The following is a 26340-nucleotide window of genomic DNA, read 5'->3' on the forward strand; positions in this document are numbered from 1 at the left end:
CCTCCTCAGCTGAAGATCGTGGCACAGCGCCGGGGATCGGCCAGCACATCCCGGACCAACAGCCCGAGGTCGGTGCCGAGGCCGGTGAGCGGATACGGGAAATCGGTGACGGTATGGCCGTCGACGTGCACCTGGAACCGGGCCTGTCGCGGACCCCGCTGTTCCCAGCCGACGCCGACCGCGGGCGAATCGAGATCGAACTCGTTCGCGCCGAGCCGCAGCGTCAGCCTGCCGTCCTTGCGGTAGAACACGGCGAGGGTCTCACCGAAGTAGCCGAGCACGCCGCCCACCTGTCCGGTGGCGATGGTTGCGGCGCGCAACGTGCCGGTGACCGGGTCGAAGGTCGCGAGCCGGCCGCCGTCGAGCGCCTGCAGGATGACTTCCGAACTGCCCGAGCCGTTCTCGTCGTGCCAGCGGCGCCGCCGATCATCACGCCCGCCCGCGCCGCCACCGGCCGCCGCCCCCGCCATCGGAGGCACCATCGGCGGCGGCATCATCGGCGGGACAAACGGCTGTTGCGCTCCGCCGGACAGCAGCGGGTTCGGCGGGAGCCCGTGCTGACCCGGGATGCCGTTGTGGCCCTGGTTGCCGTTCTGCCCCGGGTAGCCGGGCTTGGCCACCTCGCTCGGGTACGGCGTCAGCGGCGGACGCGGCGATCCCGACCCGCCAGGTGAACCTGTCGGGTCCGGTGAGCCCGTCGGATCCGGCGATGGCGTCGGATCCGGCGGCAACGTCGGGGTGGGCGGCGGCGTCGTCGGCGGTGTAGTGGGTGGGGTCGTCGGCGGCGTCGTCGGCGGTGTAGTGGGTGGCGTCGTCGGCGGCGGAGTCGTCGGCGGCGTGGTGGGCGGTGGCGTCGTCGGCGGCGGAGTCGTCGGCGGCGGCGTGGTGGGTGGCGGCGTCGGCCGCGGCGTGGTCGGCGTCGGCGATCCGGTCGGCCGTCCCACCGGACGATCGGCCGGACTCGTCGGCCGCGGCGAAACCGGCGGCTGCGGTGGCACCGGCGGAACCGGTGGCACCGGCGGCTTTTCGGGTTCCGGCAGCTCCGGCATCGGCGCCTTGGGCGGCGGCGGAGCCATCGCGTGCGGCGGGAACTCGAGCTCGAATTCGTGCGGCGGATGCGGGATGTGCGAACGGAACACCGGCGGCGTCAACTCGTCCTCCGCCGTGCGCGTCCGATCACCGTCGTCGCCGTCATCGTCGTCGGTCGCCCGATCCCGATCCGTGCTGTTGCCGGCACCGTCACGGTCCCGGCCCGAGCCCGAATCGCTCTGTTGCTCAGTATCGTCGGCGCCTTCCAGCACGCCGTCCTCCGAACCGGGACGCACCGGAGCGGTGTAATCCACGGCCCCTTGCCGGTTTTCGTGCTCCGGTTCCGATCGTGGACGGTCCGGCGCACCCGTCTCCGGGGCGGCCAGTGCCGCCGCCCGAGACTCGGCGCGCGCCAATTCTTCCTCGATCCGCGCCACTTCCAGCTCGGCCGCCAGATAGTCACGGGCGGCCCGCTCCAGTTCAGCGACCTTGTCCAACCGAGCTTGCTGTTCGGTGACATCCAATGTCCGGGCGCGCAATTCGTCGCCACGCGCGACGATCTCGCTCTCGGAGCCGAGCTGGTTCGGCTCGATCGATACGCGCAGTGCCTCGGCGGCCGCCGCGCGCGCCGCCTCGGCCCGATCCAGGGCCTCCTGCGCCCGGGTCAGTTCCTGCTCCAGACCTTCGCGACGGTCTTCCACCAGAAGGCGTTCGGTCTCGCGTTGTGCGGCGGAGTCGGGCCCGCGATCACCATCCGGCTGATTCTCGGCCGAATCGGCTTCGGTCTCAGGCAGTTCCGGCCGACCGCTGCGCACCAGCTCGCGGGCCTTCGCGAGTTCGCTGTCGTGGCGCGCGATGTTCTCTTCGAGCACCCGCACCACCTCGGTGGCGGCGTCGAAGTCGCGACGGGCCTGCGCCAGATCATCAACCCGCCGTTCACCTTCGGCATCGCTCTGCGCTGCCCGCAGGTCGGCCAGCAACGCCTCGACCGTCCGGTCGGAACCGAACATCCATTCCGGGTCCAGACCGAGGCTCTGCTCCAGCTCCAGCAGCGCATCGATACGCGTATCCAACGCCGCACGCGCCCTGTCCAATTCGAGCTGGTACCGGTCGCGTGGCAGGAACGGCGGCGGCTCCGGCAAGGGACCGACCGCATAAGGAACGCCCGCGCGCTCGCCCGTCAGCGGCGGCCGATCCGCATCCCAGTGGAAGCCGAGACCGACCGCGTGCGTGTTCGCATCGTGCCAGGTCTTGTCGTGATTCTCCGGGTCGCGCAGGAACTCCGATTCGGCCAACGCGTCGTACAGCAGCACGATGTCCTGTTTCACCGCTTTGCCCGCGACGAGACGGTTGATCGCCTCGGCGACATCGGCGAGCTGGTCCATCCGCTTCGGCACCACCCGGCCATTGGGATCGGTGTAGTCGGTGACCAGGTGCTCGTCGGTCAGCAGATGATTGAGCACCTGCTGGATCTGCTCTTTGGTGAACCGCGGCGGCGGCAAAGCGCCCTCGGCGGTGGCATCGTGCCACATGTTCGGCACCAGCTCCGCGACGATTTCGTTGATCCGCTCGTCGCTGATCCTGCCGTTGTTGCTCCGCTCGTCGAGCAGCGCGTTGCGGATGTCGGCGATGGTGTCGCGCACCAGGTCTCGATCATTGCCGTCGAACATGGCGTCCGTGCGCGCCGCCAACTCGTCGATCTGCTTGTCGATCCGCGCCAGCTGTTCGGCGACGTCGGGCCGGGTCGGGTCGATGCCGCGGTGCCCGTCGACCAGCTGCTTGCGCACCAGGTCGATCAGCGCGCGAGCCGCGGCCTCCTGCTGGTCTTTTCCGTACTGCGCCAGCTGGTCGGCGATCTTGTCGGCGAGCTGATCGTCAGCACGGAACTTCTCGTATTCACGGTCGGCCCAGTCCTGGACCTTCTGCCACTCGGCTACCTCGTGATCGAACTGGCGCTGCAACCACTCGGGGATCTCGACATGGTCGTAGCTGGTGTGTTCGCTCGCCTCCCAGCTCCGGTACATCGGCTGGATATTGGTCTCCGGCGGTTTGTGCCAGTCGAATCCGGACCACACCGTCGCGAACGGCGGCAGCTTCTGCAGCCACGGCCGTGCCTTGACCCAGTCCCCGATCTCCGGGTGCCGCTGGATCCACGCCTTCACCTTCGGGTGATCGATCGCCGCGAGCAGCGTACGGATATCCCGCTGAATGGCATAGAAATCCGAGCCGATGTGCACGTTGACCAGAGCGTCCTCCGGCACCCCGTCCTGGAAGTACTTCACCGGAACGTTCATCGGGTTCATCGGCAGCATGTTCTTCGCGATATGCCCGGGCGGGATATCGGCGAAAGGCGTTGCCAGATCGTTGATGTAGTCGGCGAGACCGGCCCACCAGTCCGGATCACCCGGGTCGTAGGCGTCCGGCGTCTCGGCGTCGCGGTTGGTCTTCCAGTCCGGCCTGCTCGGGTTCACCGCATGCCAGACGTCGTCGCTGTCGCGCCAGCGAACCATCAACAGGCCCGGATCACCGTTGATCCAGCCCGTCTCGAGGCGTTCCACCTCGGGCCCGCGCGAGACCACCGTTTCCCGGCCGGGCGCGGTGTGCCGGTATTCGATCTGCGGCGACCGCATCATGCCCTGCGCCACATCGGAATTCGTCCGGATCGCGTGCTCGAGTGCGGCATCGTGCCCGGCTCGCGGTTTGTCCGAGGTCGAAACGGGCCCGAAGACCACGATGCGCGGCCGTTCCCCGCCGAAGTAGCCGACCTGGTCGGTCACCATCCGCCCGCCCTCGGCCGTGAGCGCATCGCGCCAGCCCGCGACCTCGTGCCAGCGCTCGGTGAGCGCGGTCATCTGGTCCTGCAACCGGGTCATCGCGTTGTCGGCCCTGATCACATCCGCGGCCGCGGTGGCGAGCACGTCGAGCATCGCCGGCCGATCAGGGTCGGTGCCGTCGTCGGTACGCAGGTGGTGATCGATCGTGTCGGCCAGTCGCTGCGGCTCCGGGCCCAGGTCGGTCAGCGGAATGCTCAATCGCTCCGCCAGATCCTCCAGCACCGCGCGTGGCCGCCTGCTCTCCTGGAAGATGGCGGCCTGCCTGCCCGCCAGCTGATCCAGTTCGGCGACAACGTCATCGGAGAGCGGACGGTCCCGATCCACGCCCTGCCGCTGCAGTTCGTTGAGCCTGGCATCGATGCCCGTGACGAGTTGGTCGAGCCGGTTGAACTCCCGGACCGACTGCTGCAGGCTGCGGATGGCTTGTTCGCGCAGTTCCCGCTCAGGCCCCGCCACCTGTTCGTGCACCACCCGGCCGGGACTGTCGAGATTGCCGGGCACCCGCACCGTTCGGGTGCGCGCCTCCTGGTAGAGGTCGAGCACCCGCCGGTCGAACGCGTCACCGCTCAGCTCCGGCACATCCAGCCGCCGCGCGAGGTCATCCCTTGCGGCACGGGCGGTTTCCCGTTCCCGCGCTCGATCCGCCCGCTCCTCGAGCAGCCGGTCGTATTCGGCCTCACGGGTTTCCAGCGGCGCGTACTCGGCGTCCAGCCGGGCCAGCTCGGTGGTCAACCGCGCGAGCGTTTCCTCGTCGGTCGCGATCCGATTGCACAGCCGCTCCAGCTCTTTCACCCGGAGCACGTCGTGCGGCAGCCGTTCCTGACCCTCGATGCGGTGGTGGTTCAACTCGCGCAGCGTGTCGGCCAGGGCATCGCCCGGACGCAGCGCCGCCCAGTCGTCGGACGGATCGACGCCGAGCAGCGTGGCGAGCTCGTCGCGCCGGCGCACCGCGCTGTCGCGGTCGGCGATCACCTGATCGCGCGACTCGACCAGTTCGGCGCGACGCTCGGCGGGATCCACCTCCGGCGTCGGCGCCGGGTCAGGATCCGGCGGGGGTGGCCCGCTTTCAGGTTCGGCAGCACCCTTCGGTTTCGTTGTGCCGCTTTCATTTTCGGGGCTGACCGGCTGTTCGGGAGCACCCGGGCGCTGCGGGCCACCCGGCTGCCGCGGACTCGCGCCACCCGGCTCGCCCGGTCCGCTCGACGGATCTTCTGGCGGCATCGGACCGTCGTCCGGTCGCACGTTCTGCTCGAGAATCGTCAACCGATCGAGCACGGATTGATACCACTCGGGGTGCGCGGCGAACTCCGGCTCCATCGCCTCGACCCGGCGGCGGATCTCGGCGAGTTCGGCGGCACTGACCTCGTGCTGACGCCAGTGGATCGTGCCGTCGGCGCCGCGATCGAAGAAGTGGTAGGCGAACCCACTGGTGGTTTCGGCGTCACCACGCCGGCCACCGACGAACGCGAGGCTGTGATCGATGCCGCTGATCTGACCGTCCCGGGTGGCCAGCCAGTTCGTCATGCCGCGGTCCGGCATCCGGATCAGCACGTCCAACAGACCCATACGCACACCGGCGGGAGTGTCGGTGAGCCCGGTCTGCTGCGGGCTCCAGGCTCCCGGATGCAGGCTGCTCGGCCAGTCGCCCGGCATGAACTGCATGAAGATCATGTTGTCGCTGACCCGGATGATGTGCGGCACGTTCGCCCCGACCGCCCGGCCGACCAGCGCCGCAAGCACTTCCGCGTCGGCATGGATCGGGTTGCTCAGCGTCTTGCGGATCAGTTGTGTGCCGTCGGCGAGGGTGATCAGCTCGACCCGCTCGGCCATCTGCAGCGCGCCCTCGCTGAGGATCTCGACGCGGATCGCCTCGCCCGAGGTCGGTGCGTTCTCGACCCGAGCCACCGCCCGGGCGAGATCGGCTGCGCCCGTGTCTGATTCGTTCGGGTCACGAGGAGTCGCACCCTGCGGCGGGCGGTTCGGGCCACCCTCGGAGCCGTCGCCCGGATCGCCGACGGGCGGTGTCGCCGGCGGTTGCGGCGGCTTCTTCCCGCCGCCCGCGCCCTCCGCTTCGGGCGGGGCGGGCGGTTCCTGCGGCACTTCGGCTTTCGCTTCCCGCGGACGTGAACCATCGCCCGGCTCAGGCGTTGTGCGCGAAGCGGGAGTCTCGTTCGACTGCCCCGGACGTGCCGGTGCGCCACCGTCGCCGGGAGTCGGCCGCGGGCCCGGTACAACCGGCTCGCCCACCGGGGCCGCGCCGCTCGGCGGAAGCAGATCTACGACGGTCACGCGGCCTTGGTCGTCGACCTGAACTTGCCGATAGACGACCTCGATGTGCTGCCGCGCCAAGGAATCACGCAGATCGGCGCCGACAATATGCTCCGGTGCACGGAAGGGAGAGACCACGAGCACCCGCTGCGGATCCCCGGGCAGCAGCGCGACACCGTCGGTGTTCGCCAGCGGTTGTCCCTCGGTGGCGAGCACGTCACGCGCGATCACCGCGGCGGCTTCGGCGCACAGGTCGCCCTTGGACCGCACCGACTCGTGGTACTGGCCGAGGCTCTGTGTCAGCGTACCCATCAACCGGGTGACCTCGGCATACCGCTGCTGCGCGGCATTGCGGTCGTCGAAGTACTGCACCATCTCCTCGGGCCGGATGCCGGTGCGGTTGTTCAGTTCGGTGATCCGGGCGTCGGCGGCGTCGGCGACTTCCCGCGCGCGCTCCTCCATCTGCCGCGGATTCAGGCCGTCGGGGTCGACGCCGAGCCCGCGCAGTGCCGCTCGCGCCCCATCGAGCAGTTGCGCACCACGGGCCGCCTCGTCGGCGATCCGCGTAACAAGGCTCTCGAATTCCGCTGTGCGGGTGCTGGGTTCGTACGCGCGTGGCGCACCGACCGTCGACCACTGCCCCTGCGGCGCACCGGCCTGCGGACGGTTGACCGCACCCGGAACACCCGGGTCCCCGGTAGCCGCACCGACCTCGGCCTGTCGACCGGCGCCGGGATCACCCGCACCGACCTGTTCGCCCGTCCGCGGCGAAGCGCCGACCACCGGAGTCTGCCCGACCGGCGCAACCCCACCGGTCTGCGGAGCCGGACGCGATGGCACCGCTTCGCCGGCCTGCGGCGTTTGTACCGGCCCGCCCTCGCCCGTGTGCGGGGCCGCACCGGTCACCGGAGTCGTGCGCGGAACTGCACCGGCAGAAGGTGTTTCGCGCACCGGCGGTACAGCCCCGGACTGCGGAGCCGGACGCGACACGTCACCTGATTGCTGGGCCGGACGTGGCGGCACGGCTGCACCCGGCTGCGGGGTTTCAGCGGTCGGCGGTCGCTTCGCGCCGCCGCCGTCGCTCGGGGAGTCGGGTTCCGGGCGGGAAACAGGCTGCGCGGCGGCGTCCGGCGGATCGACGCGATGCACCTGGGTGCGACCGTCTTCACCGACGACGAGACGGAAAAGCACCACGTTGTCGCGGTTCGGCCCGACAACGTCGGCGAGGTCGGGATGCTGCGCGACCGCCCGATCGAGCAGCGTCGCGGGTTGCGCCGATTCACCGCGCAGCACAACCACCACCTGGCGCGGATCACCATCGGTCACACCGACCTGCGGCAGACCCGTGAGCGGACGAGCGCCGACCTGGGCCAGCACATTGTCCCGAAGCTGTTGCGTGAGTTGCTGATCCAGCTCGGCAGCAATGCGCTCGGCATCGCCCTTCCGCTCGAACGCATTCTCGGCCTCGGCCTGATCGCGCGCCTGCTGCAACTGCTGCTCGGCCTCGTCGCGGGCCCGCAGCGCGTCGGCCTTGGCCTGTTCCAGCCGATCGATCTCCGGGTGCTGCTGCGGCGTTTGCGCGACCGGCAACCGCTTCGCGGCACCGCCATCGCTGGGCGCGTCGGGCTCCGGCCGCACGGCGCGCAGCGGCGGCGCATCCGGCGGGTCTTCCCGATGGACCTGCGTGCGCCCGTCTTCGCCGGGAGTGAGCCGGAAGACGATGGCATTGTCACGGTTCGGCCCGACGAGGTCACCGAGCTCCGGATGCGCTGCGACCGCTCGGTCCAGCAACGTGGTCGGATCCGACTCCCCGCGCACCACCACGACCACGCGACGCGGATCACCATCGGTCACACCGACCTGCGGCAGATCCGGCAACGGACGTGCATCGACATCGGCCAGCGCGTTATCCCGAAGCTGCTGTGTGAGTTGACGATCCAGCTCGGCCGCATCCCGCTCGGCGAACCGCTGCCGCTCGAACGCCGCCTCCGCCTCGGCCTGATCGCGTGCCTGCTGCAACTGCTGCTCGGCCTCGTCCCGAGCCCGCAACGCATCGGCCTTGGCCTGCTCCAGCCGATCGATCTCGGCCTGGCGGCGCTGCGCTTCCGTTTCGGCGGCCCGCTGCCGCTCGGCGAGCGCCTCGGGCGATTCCAGCGGTTCCGGCCGTGCGGGCGAATCCGGTTCCCCGGCAGCCAGTTCCATCCGCTGGGGCCGCGGCAGCGCGCGGTCGGCGTCGTACTGCTCGAGGCGGTCTTCCAACCGGGTCACCTCTGCGGCGGCAGCATCGAACTCTTGTAGCGCCTTGGTCAGGTCGTCGATGCGCTGGCGCCCTGCCTCGTCCGGCTGCTCCGCGCGCAGCTCCGCCAGCCGGGGCGCAGGGTCCTGCGCGAACACCACGTCCGCGTCGACCCCCGCCGCTCTGGCCGCCTCGAGCAAGGCGTCGGTGCGCGCTTCCCACGCAACCCGAGCCTTGGCGAGCTGGAGCTCGTAGCGATCCCGGGGCAGGAACGGTTCCGGCGGGTTGAGCGGTTCGGGCGCATACGGGATGCCGGCCCGCTCTTCGGTCAGCGGTGGACGATTCGCGTCCCAGTGATAGCCCTCGGCGACGGCGTGCGCGTTCGCGTGATGCCAGGTCTTGCCCGCGTTCGCCGGGTCACGCAGGTAGTTGGACTCGGCGAGCGCGTCGAGCAGCAGCACGATATCCGCGGGCAGCGGTTCGCCTTTGACGATCCGATTGATGGCCTCGGCGACATCGGCCAGCTGATCCATCCGCCGCAGCACCGGCCGGCCGCTCGGATCGGTGTGATCGCTGGCCAGGTGCTCGTCGAAGAGCAGATGGTCCAGGATCTGCCGCAGCTGCGCGGTGGTGAACTCCGGGAAATCGAGCCGGGGCGTGACGTAGTCGAAGTCCAGATCCGGCGGTTTCAGGGCCGGGTTCTGCCGTTCGATTTCCGGGGTCAGCGGACGCATCGCCGGGGTCAGTTCCGTGACGAGGCGCGCGATGTCGGCGTCGGTGATCGGGCGCTCGTTCCGAATGTTCAACAGCTGCTGGCGAATATCGGCGATCTGGTCGCGGACCTCGACCCGGTTGTCGGTGTCGAAGTGGTTGGCGAACTTGTGGGCGAGCCGATCGATCTGCTCGTTGATCAGTTGCAACTGCTTGTCGACATCCGGACGGCTCAGGTCGACACCGCGATGCGGATCCACCAGTTCCTCGCGGATGTGCTTCAGCACGTCCTCCGCACCGGCTACCCGCTGCTGCTGGCGGTAGTCGGCCAACGGCTCGGCCATCCGATCGGCCAGCTGGTCGTCGGCGCGGAATCGCTCGTATTCGCGGTCGGCCCACTGCTGCACCTCGCGCCAGCGCGCGACATCGGCGTCGATCGAGCGCTGCAACCACTCCGGAATCTCGACCCGGTGACCGAGCGGCGCATGCTCCGAGGGTTCCCACCGCCGGTACATCGGCTGGATATTGGACTCCGGCGGCTTGTACCAGTCGAACGACGACCACACGGTGCCGAAGATCGGCAACTTCTGCAACCACGGACGCGCCTTGACCCAGTCGCCGATCTCCGGATGACGATGGATCCAGTCCCGGACCATCGGGTGGTCGATGGCCGCGAACAGGGTGCGCAGATTCCGTTGGATGGCATAGACATCCCCGCCGAGGTGGATGGTCTCGATCGAATCCGGGTCGACACCTAGGCCGTCGTAGAGCACCGGCGCGCTCATCGGATTCATCGGCAACATGTTCTTCGCGATATGCCCTGGCGGGATATCGGCGAAAGGCGTTGCCAGATCGTTGATGAAATCGGCGAGGCCCGCCCACCAGTCGGGGTTGGGCTCCTCCCAGTGATCCGGCGTGCCGTCCTCACGGTTGGTGCGCCACTCGGGCCTGGCCGGATTGACCGGATGCCACTGCCCGTCACCGTCCTGCCAGCGGACCACCAACATGCCGGGATCCCCGTTGATCCAACCGGTTTCGGTGCGCTCGATCCGGGGACCGGGCATACCGGTGTCGCGCCACCCGCCTGCCCGATCGGTGACGATCTGGTGGTACTCGACGCGCGGATGCCGCAGCATCGCCTGCGCGGCAGCGGGACTGCGGTTCAACGCGTCGCGCAGCGCGTCATCGAACGCGCGGTGCGGGTTCTCGAATTCGGCACGCGGGCCGAACACGATGATCCGCGGGCGCTCACCGTAGATGACGCCTACGCGGTCGGTCACCATGTGCCCGCCCTGCGCGGTGATGAGGTCACGCCACAACCCGGTGACGCGGGCCATCTCGTCTTCGAGTCTGCCGATGGCGTTGTCGGCCGCGAGCACATCCGAGGCCGCGGACTCCAGAAGATCGAGCATCGCGAGGCGGTCGGCCATTTCGTCGACCCGCATCGTCCGCGAACGCTGGTGTTCCATCTCCTCGGCCAGCCGCTGTGGACTCTCCAGCAAGCTGCCCTCATCGATCCGCAACGCGCGCGCCAGATCGGTGACCATCATGCGCTGCACCCTGGTGTCGCGGAGCAGCTCGGTGCGCTCACCCGCCAGCCGATCCAGTTCGGGGGCAAGGTCTTCGGTCGGCGGCCGATCGAGACCGACACCGTCTTCACGCAGCTGGGCCATCCGTGCGTCGATCTGTTCGATCGCCCGATCGAGCCGGTTGAACTCCGCGAGCGCCTCCGCGAGTTCACGGATCTCCCGTTGCCGCGCCACCGCTTCGGGCCCGGACAGCGGCTCGCGGACGATCCGCTCCATACTGTCCAGACCACCGCGCACGTGCACCTTGCGACCCTGCGACTCGTCGTACAGGTCGAGCACCCGGCGCTCGAACGCGTCGCCGTCGAGATCGGAAATACCGTGCCGCACCGCCAATTCGTCCCGGATGGCCCGTGCCGCTTCGCGATCCTGGAACAGCTGCCGCCGCTGCTCGAGCAAGCGGTCGTATTCGCCCTCGGGGGTCTCGTTGCGCGCAGCCGCCTCACGCTCCGCGGCGAGCAACGCCAAATCCCGGTCGATCCTGGCGATTTCGGCGTCCGCGTCGGCGATCCGGCTCACCTGGTGTTCCAGATCCCGGACTCGCTCCGCGACCACTGCCTGTTCGCGCAACTCCGTGGTGCGCCCGAGGACCTCATCGATCGTGTCGGACAGGTTCTCGGGCCGCAGGCCGGGCGCGTCGACATCGGAGTCCACCCGCAAGCGCATCGCGAGTTCGGTGCGCTGCCGCAGCGCATCCGCGCGCTCGGCGAGCGCACGGTCGCGCGCGGCCTCGAGTTCCTGCTGCCGCTGGGCGAACACTTCCTCCGGTGTCGGTGTCGGCTGCTCAGGTGTGGGCGGTTCCGGCGTCGGCGCGGGCTCCTCGGGTGTCGGCGTCTGCTCCGGTTCGCGCGCCGCCGGCTCCTCCGGGTTCTGCCGGTCGCCGTTGTTCGCATCCTCGTCGCCCGGATCACCCACGCGCGGTGGGGTTTCCGGCGGCTTCTTGCCGCCACCGGCGCCCGCGGCTTCCGGTTCGGTCGCCGACTCGCCGAGCGGCCAGACCTTTCTGTCGCCCGGATGCGGCGGTTCACCTTCGGACTCGCCTGTGCGGCTCCGGTTTTCGGGATCCTCGGCGCGGTGTCGACCGGCCGGCTCCGGCGGGGCCTCGGCGGCGACCCGCGGCAGCACGCCGTCGGCGATATCGCGAGAGAACTCGGCCCGCATCGCGGCCATGCGCGCCTGCCATTCGGCGTGATCAGCGCGCATCTGCGACGCCCAGTCAGCAGGTCCGGTATCGGCGATCTGCCGCATCGCCGCCGCGTGCTCGGCAGCCATCCGCGCCGTCCACTCCGCCTGTTCGGCGCGCATCCGTGCGGACCAATCCGCGAGGCTCTCGTGCCCGTCCTCGTCCCGGGCGGGTGTCGCCTCGGAGTCGTCGCCCGCCCGCATCGGTGGCTCGCCCGCAGGCCGCGGTGCGGCCTCGGAGTCTGAAACCCGTGGCGGTACAGCTGGGTCGGCGGGTGCGTCAGCACGCTGGGCGCCGCCCGCATCGGGCCGCGGCAGGCGCGGCGGCAGTGCGTCGGCGCCCAACGCCGCCAAGTCCAGCAGCATCCGGTGCAGGACCTGGGCGGGCTCGCTCGCGCGGGAGCCGTTGAGTTCGACGTCCAGGAAGGCGTCGGCGACCGCCTCGCCCGGGTTGAAGACGCCGTCCTGGTCGAAGCTGTAGGGACTGAGCCGGCGCAGCCACCGGTCGTAACCCTGGGGGGTGGCCGGGGACGCCGGATCTGTCGCCGCCTTCTGCTTGTAGTACTCCTGCAGCACGTGATCCGCGTACGTCAGCGAATGCGGATCGTCCGGGTTCATCGGCCGCAGCGCGGCCCGCTGGCCCTGCATGTCCGCCACGTGACCGAATTCGTGGGTCAGGATGGCGAGCACCGCCCGGCCGTCGCCCATCATGTTCGGGCCGAACCGGCCGTTGTTCAGGCCACGCTGCACCTCTTGCCGGAAGGCGTCCATACTGCCGACGAAGTCCGAGCTGAACTTGATCGAATCGGCCCGCCGCAGACCGGTTTCCGGGTTGATCCCCGGCAAGACCATCGCCAGGCAACGGCCCCGGAAATCACCGATCCCGATGCTGCGCAGGTCCATGTTCGGATACTTGCCGCGCAGATCGACTATGCCCCTGGCGATTTCACGCGCCACCTCGGCGTCGACACCTGGCCGGTCGAACCCGTACACCACGAGCCCGGTGTCCTCGGCCAGCTTGGCGCCGACCTCGGCCGCGCTCAACGGCGTCCACTCGTCGGTGATATGCGGCTGCGGCGGCATATCGTCGCCGGGGCGAAGAGCGCCGTCGACCGATGCGTCGGGCTGCGGCGGCATCAGCCGCGAGCCGACCTCGCGCTCATGCGACAACGCGGTCGCCATCTTCCCCGGATCATCCGCCCCGCCCGGCCGAGGCCGCGGCTGCGTCGACGAATCCTGTTCCGGCCGCGACGAATCCGCAGGCTTCGGCCTACCTTCAGGCGAATCCGCAGGCCGGACCTCCGGCGAGGACTCCCCTTCGGGCCGCGACGAATCCGGCGGTCGTGCATCCCGTGGCGGTCCGGGTGGATCGCCGACAGGCGGCGCTTCCGGCGTCCGGTTCGGCGCGCCCGCCTCGTCGGCCGCGCGGCGCTGCTGATCGAGCACGCTCTGCTTGGCCGCGTCCGACGGCGGGTACTTGGTCATCCGGTCGGTGGCGCTGTCCGCACCGTCGAGCATGTGGTGGCAGTTGGCGCAGAACGGGGCGTCACCCGCACGGCCGCCGAACGGGAACTGCGGTGCGTGGATCAGTGCGGCCATCGCGGCGCGGTCGTCGGCCAGCCCGGCGTCGCGGCGGTCCCACAGCATCTGGTTGGTGGCCTTGACCTCGGCGTGGCCGAACGGCTCGTCGGGGTGCGGATGCGTTTGCGTCTTCGGCGCATTCGGGTCTTCGTCGTGACTGTACGGACCGTTTTCCTCCATGAGCCGGAGGTTCTCTTTGAGCGTCGGGTGTGCGTCCGCGTCGGCGATGATGTCGGAGCGCTTGCCGTTCGCGGCTTCGTAGACGCGGCCGGTCTCCCGATCGATGCCCACGGACATGCACGCGCCCTGCGACTTTCGCGACAGCACCTTGTCCGCGGCGGCCTGCCGGTACAGGTCCGCGCGCTCCGCGCCGAGGGCGCGCACGTAGTCATCGATCGGCACGCCGTCGACGTGGGTGATGAGATCGGTACCCGCATCGCGCGTCACCGTCGACTCGTCCAGCGTCCCCAGTGGATGACTGTCGACTTGCGGCCCCGGCATCGGCGCGCCGTTGTCCGGCACGATGAACGACGAAGGCAGCGGCCGAGGTTCGTCGGCCAGATGATCGTCATGGAGCGGGCCCGCATCGGCATTGGCTTCCGGCTCGCGATGCGCGGCGTCGTCGGTGCGGTTTGTTTCGTCCGCGGGGCGAGCGACCGGTTCGGGCGCTTCCTCGGCGGGGCGGGGGCGGTTGTCGGTGGTATCCGCGGGGGCGCGGTCGGTGGTGGGCGCGCCTTCTGTTGGCAGCGTACGGGTTTCGGGAGCGTCGGCGCCTACCGGTTTGATGACCAGGTAACCCTTTTCGCGGGCTACTTCCTCGGAGAAGATTCCGGCGACGTCTTTGACGCCCGGGATGGGGCTCTCGCCCTCGTGCAGGTCGGCGAGCCGCATCAGCCCTTCGGGGGTGGTCGCGGCAAGGTCGAGATCACTGTCGGCGCGGAACGGTTCGCCGGTCTTCTCCGAGATTCCGGTTTGGCGGCTGCCGAAAAGCACCACGGGCTCACCGGTTTCGGCGACGGAGCGGCGCGCGGCGTCCAACATCTCCGGCGTCACACCGGGGCCGGGCTCGCCGATCATCTCGACGTCGGGCAGGTCCGTGTCTCGGCGCGGAGCGTCTGTGTCAGGCCCGTCCAGATCTGCTGGTGGTGAGGTGTCGGAAAGCTCGTGGCGCGGGCTGCCGGTGCCGTTGTGCTGCCTGCCGTCGAACGGCTGGCCGACGCGGGCCGGATCGTGCGCGCCCGCTTCCTGTTCGAGAATCCGGCGGCGGTCGGCATCGCTGATCGGATGTTCCGGGCGTCCCTCGTGCCCGGCCAGGAGAATGGCGCGGATATTGCGCACCTCCCCTGGCGTGCGCGGCGGGAAGCTGTGATTGTCCAGTCCCGCACCGATATCGCGAACGATGATGTTGTCGCCGCCGACGTTGATCAGCTCGTAGGCGTGCGCGCCGACACCGTGCTCGTCGCGCCCCGCATAGGTGTCGACGACCAAAGCCGAGGAGCCCTCGCCCAGGGCAATGAGCTGCTGCCTGATCTGCTCGTGACTATCGACGGGGCGCAATTCACCGCCCGCCAGCGCCTCCAATTCCCTCGAGGTCATACCGTCCGGGCCGATTGTGCGCTCCGGCAACCAGATATGGTCGCCGTGCCGGTTGCGCAGGTCGATCAGCGAGTCTTCGCCGCAGCGCCCACGGCGGTCGTCCAGCTGGTTGGCAGGGTCATTGTCACCACGCGGATGCGGTCCCGCCGGGGGCGTGGCGTCGGGCGAACTCTGTTGCGGCGGAGTGTGATCGGATTGAACGTCACCGATGTTGTCCATCCGCACCGGCACACCGTTGCGATCCAGCCCGAACTCGGAGATCTTCACCTTGCCGTGGATGTTGACGTGCGCCTTGTGGTACTCGATATCGAGGGTTCCGTCGTGGTGCGCCTTCAGCAGTTCGTCGCGAGCGCGCAGAAGTGCTTGTCCCTCAGCCGAATCGACATCGATGCCGCGAGCGCGCAGCTGCTCCGGCGTCTCGGACAAGATGGTCTTCAAGTTGTGGTCGATCGCCAGCGTGCGCCGCAGGTATTCCGGCGAGCCTTGCTGTGCCCTGCCGTCCACGGTGTTCGCGCCGCCGAGCCCGGAACCGACGCCCTTCGCCTCGATCACGACCAATTTGGGTGGTCGCGGCGGGTTGCCGTCCGAGCCGTCGTTACCCGGCACCAGGATCGCGTAGTCGACCATGTCCGCGCCGTCCCGCGCGCCCTTGAACGGACTGATGATCACCGCATCCGGATGCAATGCCGGATCGAGCCCGAAAGCCTTCGCACCGAGCTCGCCGAGCAGCTTGGACGCGTTCACCATCTTCGGGCCGAGTTCGTTGTACTTCTCGGCTTGGCTCTGCAGATCATTCAGCTTCTCGAGCTTTGCCAGCTTTGCTTCGTCGGTCAGCCCGGGATCGGCCATGATCTTGTCGGTCAGCCGGTTGATCACCGTGTCGAGTTCGCTGGCCTTCAGCTGCGGGATCTCCTTGATCCCGTACTGCGAGAACTCCGGAATAAGATTCTTGACCAGATCGTCGGCGACCGCGTCCCGCTGGGTCTGCAGGTTCTTCCGCTCGGTGGACGCGTCGTCCAACTGCTTCTGTAGTTCCGGGTCGGTCACGTCGTAGGGCTTGGCGGGGCCTTCGTCGGCCAGGAAGGCGAACCCTCGCTTGCTGAGGTGATCATCGATCCAGCCCGTGTTGTCGCGCAGCCGGAAAGTGCCCTCGTCCCGCCACGTATTGTCCGCGTCGTCCGGGTGGTGCCATTTGCCGTCGCTACCCCGGTAGAACTGGTTCGCGTCGGGTCGCGCACCGATGCGCACCGGATCGGCCTCGTCCGCACCCTGCGACATGAGCTCGTCGCGGATGTGCGCAGGCACCGGATCGACCGGCGTCCCATCACCTTTGAAGAGAATCGCGAGGGAACGATCGACGTCGCGGACCGGCGCGCCGCCCTCTTCACCGGTCAAGGTGGCGTCGCGGATGGTGATCTTGCCATTCTCGTGCACCATCAGGTAGGCGTGCGCGCCGACGCCGTGCCGGTCCGATGGGCCGCTGTAGACGTCGACCACCAGGGCGGTCGCACCCTCGCCGAGGCTCATCAGGCGGTTCGCGATGGCATCCGCGCCCGGGAACTCCCGCAGCGCACCACCCGCCGACGCGACCAGTTCGCCCGCAGTCATGCCGTCCGGGCCGATCGTACGGTTCGGCAGGCGGAAGTTCTCGGCGCCGAACCGGCGGATCAGCTCGACCACGGAAAGCAGGCCGCACTTGCCGCGCAGGTCGTCGTCCCCACGCGGTCGCGGCGCATCACCGGGTTCGGTATCGCTGTCGGGTCGCGGCGAGCCGTCGTTGGGCGCGTCGGCGGTCGGTTGCCGCCCGTGCGGGGTGTTCGCGCTGTCGGGGCCCACGAGCGGCGGGACCAAGAGCAGGTCGTCCGCGCCGTGCTGCCGGTCGTCGGGGCCGTCCACACGATCGGGGTGCTGGGTCGAATCCGCGTCGTCGCGCGGCGTCGGGCTGTCGTCGCGCGGCAGCGCACCGGACTCGCCCGGTTCGCGGCCCGCCCGTGACTCCTCGCCTGCACGCGGGCGATTCGGTTGTGCCGCACTGTCATCCGAACGCGGTGCGTCGGATTCGGGCCGGGTCGCGGTGTCATCCGAGCGCGGCGCGTCGGTCTCAGGACGAGTCGCGGTGTCATCCGAACGCGGCGCATCGGAGTCGGGGCGGGTCGAAGCGTCGACGGAACGAGGCGCTTCGCCCGAACGCGGTGTCGCCTCACCCGTTCGGGGCGCCGCCTCACCCGAGCGCGGCGCGTCGGTCGGCGGACGCACCGCGGAATCTCCTGCGTCCGAACGGACTTGGACGTTACCGCCGGCTTCGCTGGTGACCTGCTGCTTCGCGCGCGGCGCTTCTTCCCCGCTCGATTCGGCGCGGATGCCTGGAGTTGAATCACGGGCTCCCGCACGGCTATTCGGATCGGCGACCGAGGCACGCGAGTCGACGCGGGGCCGTTCGGCACCGGGGCGCGACTCCGGCGAGCCCGCCCGCGGATCCGTCGCCCTGGTCTCACCCGACTGAGTCCGCGTCTGCTCGCCGCCGCGCACCGGTTCGGAGCCGCCGCGCACCGGCTCGGCGCCGGCGTGCGGTCGCGCTTCGCCCGGCGCACCGGCCCGCGGCTGCGATCCGTCACCGCCGGTGCGCGCCGGATCGGCCGTCGTGACCGGATTATGTTGTGGCGCAGCCTGTCCCGATTGCATCGGCGCACCGGAGTCGACGCCAGCGTGCGGCGAGCCCGCGTTACGGTCGGCACCCGTACCAGCATTCCCGGCCTCACCCGCGGTGCCGCGATCTGTTGCGCCGCCACCCTGATCCGTTGCGCCGCTTCGGCTTTGGTCACCACTGCCGGCCTGCTCCGGCGCTCCGGCCCGGTTCTCCGAACCACCCTCGTGCCGCCCACCGTCGGACGCGCGATTCTCCGACCCGCCTTCGTGGCGGCCGCCGTCGGACGCACGGCTTTCCGATCCGCCCCGATCATGTTGCTGCGCACCGGTTTCGGCGCTGCTCGGGTTGGTCCGGTTCGATCCGTCGCCGGAGGTCTGCGTCGAGCCGTCTCCGGTCGAAGTACGCGACGAACCGTCGCCCGTCGAGGTCCGCGACGACGACCCGTCACCGGTGCCGCTGTTGGTGTTACGGGAACCGTCACCGGCTCTACCGCTGTTGTTGTTCCCCCCGGCGCCCGTGCCGTCGCCGGTACGGCCGGCCCCGGCACCGCTACCCGTCGTGCCGGTCTGCGCACCAGAACCGTTGTTGCCCAACCCATTTGCTCCGGCCGGATGCACCCCGGGCGAGTTCGCACCCGCTCCGACGCCGGTCGGAGTGAGGGTGCCGAGGGAACCGACGCGGGGCACGCCGACCGGATCGACGCGCACGCCGCCGCCCCACTTCGGCGAAGAGCTGAAGTACCCGTTCGCCAACGCCTTGTTGCCACCCGACATCGCACCGTTGGAGATGCCGGCGGTGAACATCCGTGGATCGAGGTTGCCGAACGCCGCGCCCCAGCCGTTCTTGTAGACGTCGAGGGCGAACTGCGGCAGCGCACCAGCGACTGCGCCCACTGTGCCAGCGGCCATGCCGGTGATCGCGCCCGCGAGGAAGGGCTTCATCTTCCCGCTCAGCATGTTGCCGAGCTTGTCGCCGACCGGGCCCGCTGCCGCCGCGCCGAGGCCCGAGGACAGTGCGGTCATACCGACCTGTCCCCAATCGACGCCTTCTTTACGATTCCCCTGCCACACCTGCATCTGCTGGATGCCGAGGTCCTGCATGGTGCCGAGCGCCAGGTCGATGGCGACGTGCTTCATCAACCACTTGGCGAAAGCGGAGCTGACCATCTTGGCAAGTGCTCTGGTAATCGCGGCCATCACTCGCTGCGCGATCATGCGGATGGCAAACCTGGTGGCGATGATCGCCCCGGCTTCCACGGCCGGGGCGGTGGGCGGAAACAGCCATGCCGCAGCGATTTCCAGCGCGAGCAGGCCCAGCGACGAGGCCATCATCCATTTGGCGTATTCGATTTCGTCGCCGACCTTGTCACAGGATGTGGCGATGCCGTCGAAGAATTCCGCCATCTTTTTCAGATTTTGGTTTTCTTGCTCTTTCGTCGCGCCGGTGCCGTCGAGCAATTTCTGGAATACGCCGCCGATTTCGTCACGGGCGACGCCGTGCGGGTACGCGGCCAGGGCAGCGCTTTTCGCGGCCAAGATGTCGGCTTCGATACCCCGGATGCCCTCGGCGGCATTGCGCCAGTCGTCGGCCAGGCCACGCATGCCGGTCTCGGAACCGTCCGGCCAATCGCTACCTGCGACCCATCCGAGTACATCGACTACGCCGCTCCAAAAATCGCCCATATCTGGTCACCACCCGATTACCAACCGGAATCGGTGACCCCCGGCTTCTTCGGTACGACCTGCTCGACGGTTTCCACGTTGTCGAACGTCATGCCCTGATCGGCCGCCGCCGCGGCGGCACGATCGGGCGCGTCCGGCTTGGACTGCGGGGCCCGATCCATGGTCGGCATCATCGAACGCACGTCCGGCATGCCCTCGACCAGGTCGGACAGTTTGGGCAGCCGGGCGCGATCCTCCTGGATGGGCGCCATCAGCTCCTGCGTCTGCCGCATCACGTCCGCCGCCGCCTCCTGCGAGGCTTGCAGTACCGCACGGGCCAGATCCGCGTATTCGAGTTCTTCCACATTGCGGCCGAATTTGACGTCGATGACCACGCCGTCGGCGTTCACCGACACGGTGACCCGGCCGCCCCGGACCGTGGCCTTGCCCACGAGCGCGGTGCGCTGACGTTGCAGCTGCGCGATGTTCCGAAGCTGCGACTGCACCTCGTCCATGAGCCCCGCGACATCTCCGCGCGAAAAATCACGTGTCACAGCGACCGACCTTCACTCATTTGTATTCGAAGCCCTGACGGTTGCGTTCTTCCAATATTTCCTGGATATCGTCGGCGACCTTCGCTTGCGAATCGGCGAGGCCGCTGAACGTGCCCGCCATTCCCTCGTTGCCGCCCTCCCCGACGGCGAAGTCGTGCATGTTCTTCTTCGATGCGTTGTAACCCGGCTGGCCTTCGGCACCGTCGGTGAACTGCTTCCCGAGCTTGTCGTTGCCCCACGGCGCGCCTCTGCCGGTGATAGCGGTCTCCAGGTTCGACCAGACCCCGGCGATGCGCGTGCCGACGGTACGGGTCTTTCCGGCGGCTCTGCGGAATGCGGCGGGATCGACCTCGAATTTCTCACCGGCCATCGTGAACCCCTTCCTGTACCGACCGAGGCTATATGCCCCCGTTCACGACCCGCTCGCCCGTTCATGCGACGTTCACGTGCGCAGCGGCGATCAGTCAAACTACGGTAACACCAACAACACTCACCCACTACTCCAAACGGGGGGGTGCGCAGAGCCCCAGAATCTAGGGGCATAAGGCCGCGACCTGCGGATTCACTCCTGACCGGGCCGGGGGATCTGGTCGATCAGCTCTCCTTTGTCGTCCCACTTCCGGCGAGAGATCAGCTTGCCCGGCCCGTCGAAGACGCTGACCTCCCGCAGACTGCCGTCCGGATACCATTCGCGCCACTCCCCGACCGGCCGGTTCTTGGCGACCATGCCGGTGTGCTTGAGCGCGCCGTCGGAATACCAGCTCTTACTCGGGCCGTCTTCGAATCCGTCCACAAACGTCCACAGTCCGATGATCGTCCCGGCGGCGTCGCGTTCGACCGCCTCACCGGTGTACCGCTTTCCGCGGTAGAACATCTGGCTGTACTCATTGGACATGTCCGCGTCGGGGTCGTCGACATCGATCGGTTCGTTGCCGGTCATCGCTAAGCCTCCACCGCGTTGTGCCGTCGTTGGAATCGTTCCTCGAACTCCGCGATATAGATCGACGGTGCCACCGACGACGAGGACTGCTCGAGTACGCCGTCGTCGGCGATATAGAAGATCGCCCGGCCGATCGCGATCTCGTCCGGTTTGGTCGGCACGTAGACCATCCAGCCGACGCTGATCCGCTCCGCCCGTAGGTCCGACAGCGGATAGCGCGCAGTGTTCATACCGCTGTCGATGACGAACTGCCGCACTCGGGCCAGTGCGTCCTCTTGCGGCATCGGCTCGGGCAGCGTCATCGTCGCGCCGGCCATGGCGAGCTGGAAAAAGGCGCTGTCCACATCGAAAGCGCCGTCGTCGCCGAACACGTCGACCAGGGTGGCGCGGGTGACAACCCCGATCTCGGCGGCCGACACCAGGGTCGCGGCGGCCGCGCGCTGCCGTTCGGTCACCTCGTCGCCGAGCACTCCGCAGACGATGTCGACGACGGTTTCCGAGGTCCACATCCCGGGCACCGCGTCGCTCAACTCGTCCGCGATCGGCGACTCCCCGCGATACCAGTTGCCGCCTTCCCACCAGTAGCAGAACGACAGCAGTCCGCCCGCCACCCGCGCGTTCAGTACCGGGTTGGCGATCCACTCCGGTGCGCCCGCATACAGCTGCGGCATCGGTTCACCGTCGTTGTAAGCCCGGGCCAGCGCTGGCGCGTTCCACACGCCGCCGGACAGGACGGCCCGGCCGCCGGGCAGCGAATACAGCGTGGAGCCGCTGCGCTTGAGACCCTCGAACCAGCTCATCGAGGGCAGCACCCGCGGACCGAGTTCGGAGCCGGCGGCGACGAACGCCCCGGCGATCACGGCCCAGCGGGCGGCCATCAGCGGGAAGGCCGGGAAGTCGTGTTCGGACAGCACCCCGCGCCTGCCCGCGTCCCGGTCCGCCCGCGCCTGCACGGCCGCGTCCAGCGGGGTACGGGACTGGCGATCGCCGTGCCCGAGGTAGGCGGCGAGCCAAATCGGCAGCGCCGCACGGGGATACACCTCGAGATCGGCCCGGTAGATCTCCGGCGCGAACAACTGGTCGTCCGGGAACGGCTCGTCACCGTAGTCGTAATCAACCTCTACCTGACCGGTGTTGGTCAGGGTGAGCAGATAGCGCCACCACGGCCCGTCACTGAGCTGTGCCGACAGGTGCCGGTGTTCCCGGATGAGCGCGAGCACGTCCTCGGGCGGGAAGGCGCGCGCGACCCGCCCCTCTTCGTCGGTGAAGACGACCAGTGCCACCTCGGCGCCCACCGCCATCGCGAAGGTCGCCTCCAGCCTGGTCCATCCTTCCGGCCCGGCCGCGCCGAGCTCGCGCGCGACCTGATGGCTGATCGCACTGGTCCGCTCGGCGACGTCCTCGGTCTGTGGCGCCGCGCCCATCAGCGTGAAACCCACATCGGGGTCGTCACCGTCCGGCAGTTCGACGCCTTCGAGCAGTTCGGACACGGTTTCATCCGAGTCCGAGTCCGAGTCCGACTCGGACGACAGCGAGGCGAAGAATTGGCGCATGAATTCCGCGCGAGCGGCTTCGTCGTCGGCCGGGGGCACCGCGGCTGCACCCGGCAGGGCGGGCTCCTCAGGCGCTCGACGCATCACCGTCTTCAAGTAGCGCCGCATGAAGGCGTCCTGCTCGGCCGACGTTTCCGCGGACCGGGCCGGGGACGTCGGCGAAGACACGTCGGATTGCTCGCGATCCGTAGCCGATTCGGCGCGGGGCTTGTCCTGCGGAGCCTCGTCGTCTGGTCTGGTCACGTCGCGGAACTCTCCTCGTCTGGCACACCGACACCGGCCGACCCCGGGGACGGCCGCACGAATTCATCCTGGCACAGCGGACACGAGGGCGAGCGACGAATATCGCACCACCCGCCGTGACGGCTCACCCAGCGCGGGACAGGCCCAGAGCAGGCAGTTCCAGCGGGCTGTTGCCGGTGTTCTCGTTCCAGGCCCGATAAACCAGATCCGTGGGTTGCCGAACGTGCAGTGCGTCCCGCAGGCCGACCACCACCATCGTCGCCAGCCGGGTGTAGTCGGCGGTGCGGATCGGCCAGGGCAACTCGATCCACCAGTTGTCGCCGTGCTGGAAATCGGGCAGCTGCCATCCCGCGCCCGCGATCAGCTCGTTGCCCGCCGCGCCCGCCTGCGCGGCGGAATCCAGCCATTTGTCGCTGACGAGCTCGGCCCAGAGCCTGTCCGAGGTTTGCACAAACTGGGCATACGGATCGACCTCGGAGTTCGAATCGGACTGGATGATCTTCACGATCGCGCCCTCCGGCAGCGCCGCCAATTCCTCGGCCAGTCCAGCCGCGAACTCATCCCAGCCGGTCACAGCTCTTGCCCTTCGAGTTCGATAGCCTGATCGCGCAGCGCGAGCTTGGCGTTGTCGATCAGCGAAAGCTGAACCGCGGTTTCGACGTCTTTCAACACGACGGTCGTTTCCGTACCGGCCCAACGGATCTCGGCCGACGCTCCCGGCTTTCGGTCGGTCGGATCGCCGAGCGCACCGGTCAGCGCGGCACCCATCCGGGCGAACGCGTCGCGCGACTGCGCGTGACCCGCCGCGTCGTCGGGGGCGGGACCGGCGACCTTGGCCGTGATGTACTCGGCCGCGCCGTCCGAACCGGCGATCCGGCCACTGCCCATGCCGAAACCGGTATCGAGCATCGCCCACTCGGGCTTGGCGAGCACCACCTTCCACCCGAACTCCGCAGCCAGTTCAGCCGCGTCCGCCACCCGCCACGACCACTGCACCGAACGCAGCCGAGTGGCCAGGTCGACGATCTCCTCGTCGGTCAGCGCGCGCCATTCCGTCATGCGATCACCCTAGTTGCCCCGTCGGACCTCGTGTTTCTGCGCGCTCGACTGTGCCACAACGGGTAACCGGACACAACAGTGCCCGGCACACGCCGCGGTCCCGATCACGCCGTGCGCGGACCCCGGTTGAACTGCGGATTCTCCACCGCGGCGACGAATTTTTCGACCGCATCGAGGGCCGCGCGGGCTTCCGGCAGAAGTCGGTGGCCGACCTGGAACACATGGAACATGCCGGGCCACAACTGGACCTCACAGTGGCCGCCCGCGCCGCGTTGCGCGGTGCCGTAGTGCTCGGCGTCGGCGCTGAGCATTTCGCTGCCGCCCGCTTGGAGGAGCATCGGCGGTAGATCGGCGCCGACGTGGGTGGCCACGTCCATGCGCGGGTCGTCGAAATGTGTTGTGCCGTAATATAGACCGGTCATACGGCGAGCCAGACCGAGAGTCATGAAGGCGTCGTTCACCTCCGCGCGGCGGGCCCGCGCCAGCGACCACGTCGCGTCCACCAGCGCGGAGAAGCCGATCAGCGCCTTCGGCTGCGGCAGGTCCAGCTCACGCAATTGTCCGCACAGGCCGAGTGCCATATGACCACCCGCCGAATCACCCATCAGCACAATGTCTTCCGCCGCGTGCCCTTGGTCGAGCAGCCAGCGGTAGCCGTTCAGCACATCGTCGTGCGCGGCGGGGAAACGGTGTTCCGGGGCGCGCCGGTAGCGCAGGGTGAAAGCCGGACGGTCCAGTCGGCGGGCCAGCTCGGACACCAGGCCGCGATGCGTGGCCGGGCTGCACCCGACATACCCGCTACCGTGCAGGTAGTAGATAAGGGCGCGGCCCGGTGGCGGCGGCACACCGACCCACTCCCCTACCGTCCGGCCGCGCGGGCTGGTGACGTCCACCGGCGTGGTCGGCAACATGCGGTCGAACCAGAGCTGGCAGGCGAGGGCCAAACCCAGTCGCGCACCTGCCACACCGAGCCGGTTCGCGGGCAGGCGCGCACCGAGCGGGCGCAAGGTGGATCGCAGCGCCCAGATCGTGCCGCGACTGGGTAGAGACAGCGGATCGCCATTGATCATCTGTCCAGTGAACCAAGTGCGCTGCGCCCCTGGCAATCACCACCGTCTCGATCGGGCGGAGTGCACAAAACCGGCCCTCACCTGCTGTGTCGCAGCACAGCCGCGGTGAACGGTCAGGCGAAGATGGCGGCGCGCCGGGGTCCGTCCGCGATGACGTCCCGAACCAGCAAGCCCAGATCCGTGTCCGCGGGCAGCGAGCGGTACCGCAGATCCGCGGCGAGCGTGCCCCCGACACTGACCACGAACCGTGTCGTGCGCTGATCGTAAGGAAGCCACTGCACAGCCACGGGCCCGTCCAGATCGATGTCCTGATTCCCGATACGCAAACCCAGCCGGCCCTGATGCCGATAAAGCACCACCGGCACGTCCCCCAAATCACCGTAGACACCACCCAGCGGACTCACCCCCGCAGGAGTCGCCCGCAGCGCCCCCGTCGCAGGTTCGAACTCGGCGAATACGCCGTAACCGACATAGGGACGCACCACAACCGTTGTGCTGCTGGAGCTTTCAGTGATGTACGAGCGCCGCCCATACCCGCCGCCGCGCCCGCCGCCGGACTGCGCCGCGCCGCCCATCGGCGGAAGGAACGGAGCAGCCGGTGGCGCGCTCAGCGCCGGAGATACATCCGACCCGATCGAGCTCGGCTGCACCGGCGAAACCTGCGGGGCCGGAACATTCGGCCGAACCGCATCCTGCGATGGACCGGCCTGACTCCCCGGGACCGACGAACCCGGTGCGCCCGGAACGGGGTCCTGCGGCGGCACCCACGAATCCGGTGCAGGCGCACCCGGCTGCGGTGCGCTCGGCGGTGCCGAGAACTGCGACGGTCCCGGCGCGATCGGCTGCGTCGTGGGCGGCGCTGTCGAAGGCTCTGCATGTCCCGGCATAGCCGGTGGGAGCGGCGAAACTGGGATCTGCGGCTGACCGGGCAGGGTTGGCGGCGTCGAGGAAAAGTTCGGCGTCGGATCCCGCGGCGGCACCCACAAGTCCGGTGCAGGTGCATTCGGCATCGTCGGTTGTGGCGGCGCACTCGGTGCCGGGAACTGCCGCTGCTCAGGCGGAATCGGCGGCGGTGCCGTGTCCGGCGATATCGGAAGCTCTGACGGAACCGGCATGGTCGGCAGCTGGAGCGAACCCGGCGGTACCGCGGTCTGCGGCTGCTTTGGCAGGGGTGGCCACTGCGTCGTGTCCGGCTGCACCGCAGGCCCCTGCTGGGCCAGCGACTGCGGCGAGGCCGGAATCTGCGGCAACGGGCTCGGTGGAGTGGCCTCCGGTGGTGACGCTGGGGTACCTGATGGAACCGGCAGGTCCGAGGGCGCTGGAATCGCCTGCGGCGCAGATGAATCCGGTGGCACAGGCACCGCTGTCGGCTCCGACGGCGGAAACACAGGCGGGGCTGGACGATTTGACGGAACCGGAGGCGTCGAAAGCCCCGGCGGTATGGGCGAGTCCGGCGGAACTGGAACGCCCGGTGGCACCGGCGGATACGGCGGCGCCGGAAGCGTCGGGAGCCCAGGCGGCACAGGCCAGCTCGGCGAAGCCGGATTCTCTGGCGGAATCGGCAAGCCCGGCGGTATCGGAATGCCCGGT

General features: G+C 69.0%; 9 protein-coding genes and 1 pseudogene. All 10 read right to left on the minus strand.

Going from position 1 to position 26340, the window contains the following annotated elements; all coding sequences use genetic code 11:
* Positions 1–5 precede the first annotated feature (5 nt).
* Positions 6–19352, minus strand: coding sequence for a WXG100-like domain-containing protein (locus NBRGI_RS05535; RefSeq protein WP_029893158.1), 19347 nt, complete (start codon positions 19350–19352; stop codon positions 6–8).
* A gap of 17 nt (positions 19353–19369) precedes the next feature.
* A complete protein-coding gene (locus NBRGI_RS05540; RefSeq protein WP_029893159.1) occupies positions 19370–19885 on the minus strand; it encodes a YbaB/EbfC family nucleoid-associated protein in 516 nt (171 codons plus the stop codon).
* Positions 19886–19901: 16 nt separating this feature from the next.
* Entirely contained in the window at positions 19902–20255 is a 354-nt protein-coding gene (locus NBRGI_RS05545) for a hypothetical protein (protein ID WP_029893160.1), read from the minus strand.
* Between the two features lie 192 nt (positions 20256–20447).
* A complete protein-coding gene (locus NBRGI_RS05550) occupies positions 20448–20825 on the minus strand; it encodes a toxin-antitoxin system YwqK family antitoxin (protein WP_029893161.1) in 378 nt (125 codons plus the stop codon).
* 2 nt (positions 20826–20827) lie between these two features.
* Positions 20828–22621 (minus strand): hypothetical protein, encoded by a 1794-nt coding sequence (locus NBRGI_RS05555; RefSeq protein ID WP_029893162.1) that lies wholly within the window; start codon positions 22619–22621, stop codon positions 20828–20830.
* A gap of 124 nt (positions 22622–22745) precedes the next feature.
* Entirely contained in the window at positions 22746–23195 is a 450-nt protein-coding gene (locus NBRGI_RS05560) for a TY-Chap domain-containing protein (protein ID WP_029893163.1), read from the minus strand.
* Positions 23192–23680, minus strand: a complete 489-nt coding sequence (locus tag NBRGI_RS05565; protein ID WP_029893164.1) for a DUF6301 family protein — start codon at positions 23678–23680, stop codon at positions 23192–23194. Before NBRGI_RS05565 ends, NBRGI_RS05560 begins: the two co-directional genes overlap by 4 nt.
* Before the next feature lie 104 nt (positions 23681–23784).
* Positions 23785–24750, minus strand: coding sequence for an alpha/beta hydrolase (locus tag NBRGI_RS05570; protein WP_029893165.1), 966 nt, complete (start codon positions 24748–24750; stop codon positions 23785–23787).
* Positions 24751–24863: 113 nt separating this feature from the next.
* Positions 24864–25325 carry a hypothetical protein gene (locus tag NBRGI_RS05575; protein ID WP_148310698.1) on the minus strand — a complete coding sequence of 154 codons (462 nt, stop codon included), beginning with the start codon at positions 25323–25325 and terminating at the stop codon, positions 24864–24866.
* Positions 25326–25803: 478 nt separating this feature from the next.
* Positions 25804–26340, minus strand: a pseudogene (locus tag NBRGI_RS48950) (hypothetical protein); the annotation flags it as partial.

This window comes from Nocardia brasiliensis IFM 10847, assembly GCF_000710915.1.
Lineage (GTDB): Bacteria > Actinomycetota > Actinomycetes > Mycobacteriales > Mycobacteriaceae > Nocardia > Nocardia brasiliensis_A.

Bases quoted from the DNA above. Each gene is read 5' to 3' on its own strand.
- NBRGI_RS05535 (WP_029893158.1), bottom strand. From the start codon at position 19,352: ATGGGCGATTTTTGGAGCGGCGTAGTCGATGTACTCGGATGGGTCGCA.
- NBRGI_RS05545 (WP_029893160.1), bottom strand. From the start codon at position 20,255: ATGGCCGGTGAGAAATTCGAGGTCGATCCCGCCGCATTCCGCAGAGCC.
- NBRGI_RS05550 (WP_029893161.1), bottom strand. From the start codon at position 20,825: ATGACCGGCAACGAACCGATCGATGTCGACGACCCCGACGCGGACATG.
- NBRGI_RS05565 (WP_029893164.1), bottom strand. From the start codon at position 23,680: ATGACGGAATGGCGCGCGCTGACCGACGAGGAGATCGTCGACCTGGCC.
- NBRGI_RS05570 (WP_029893165.1), bottom strand. From the start codon at position 24,750: ATGATCAATGGCGATCCGCTGTCTCTACCCAGTCGCGGCACGATCTGG.
- NBRGI_RS05575 (WP_148310698.1), bottom strand. From the start codon at position 25,325: ATGGGCGGCGCGGCGCAGTCCGGCGGCGGGCGCGGCGGCGGGTATGGG.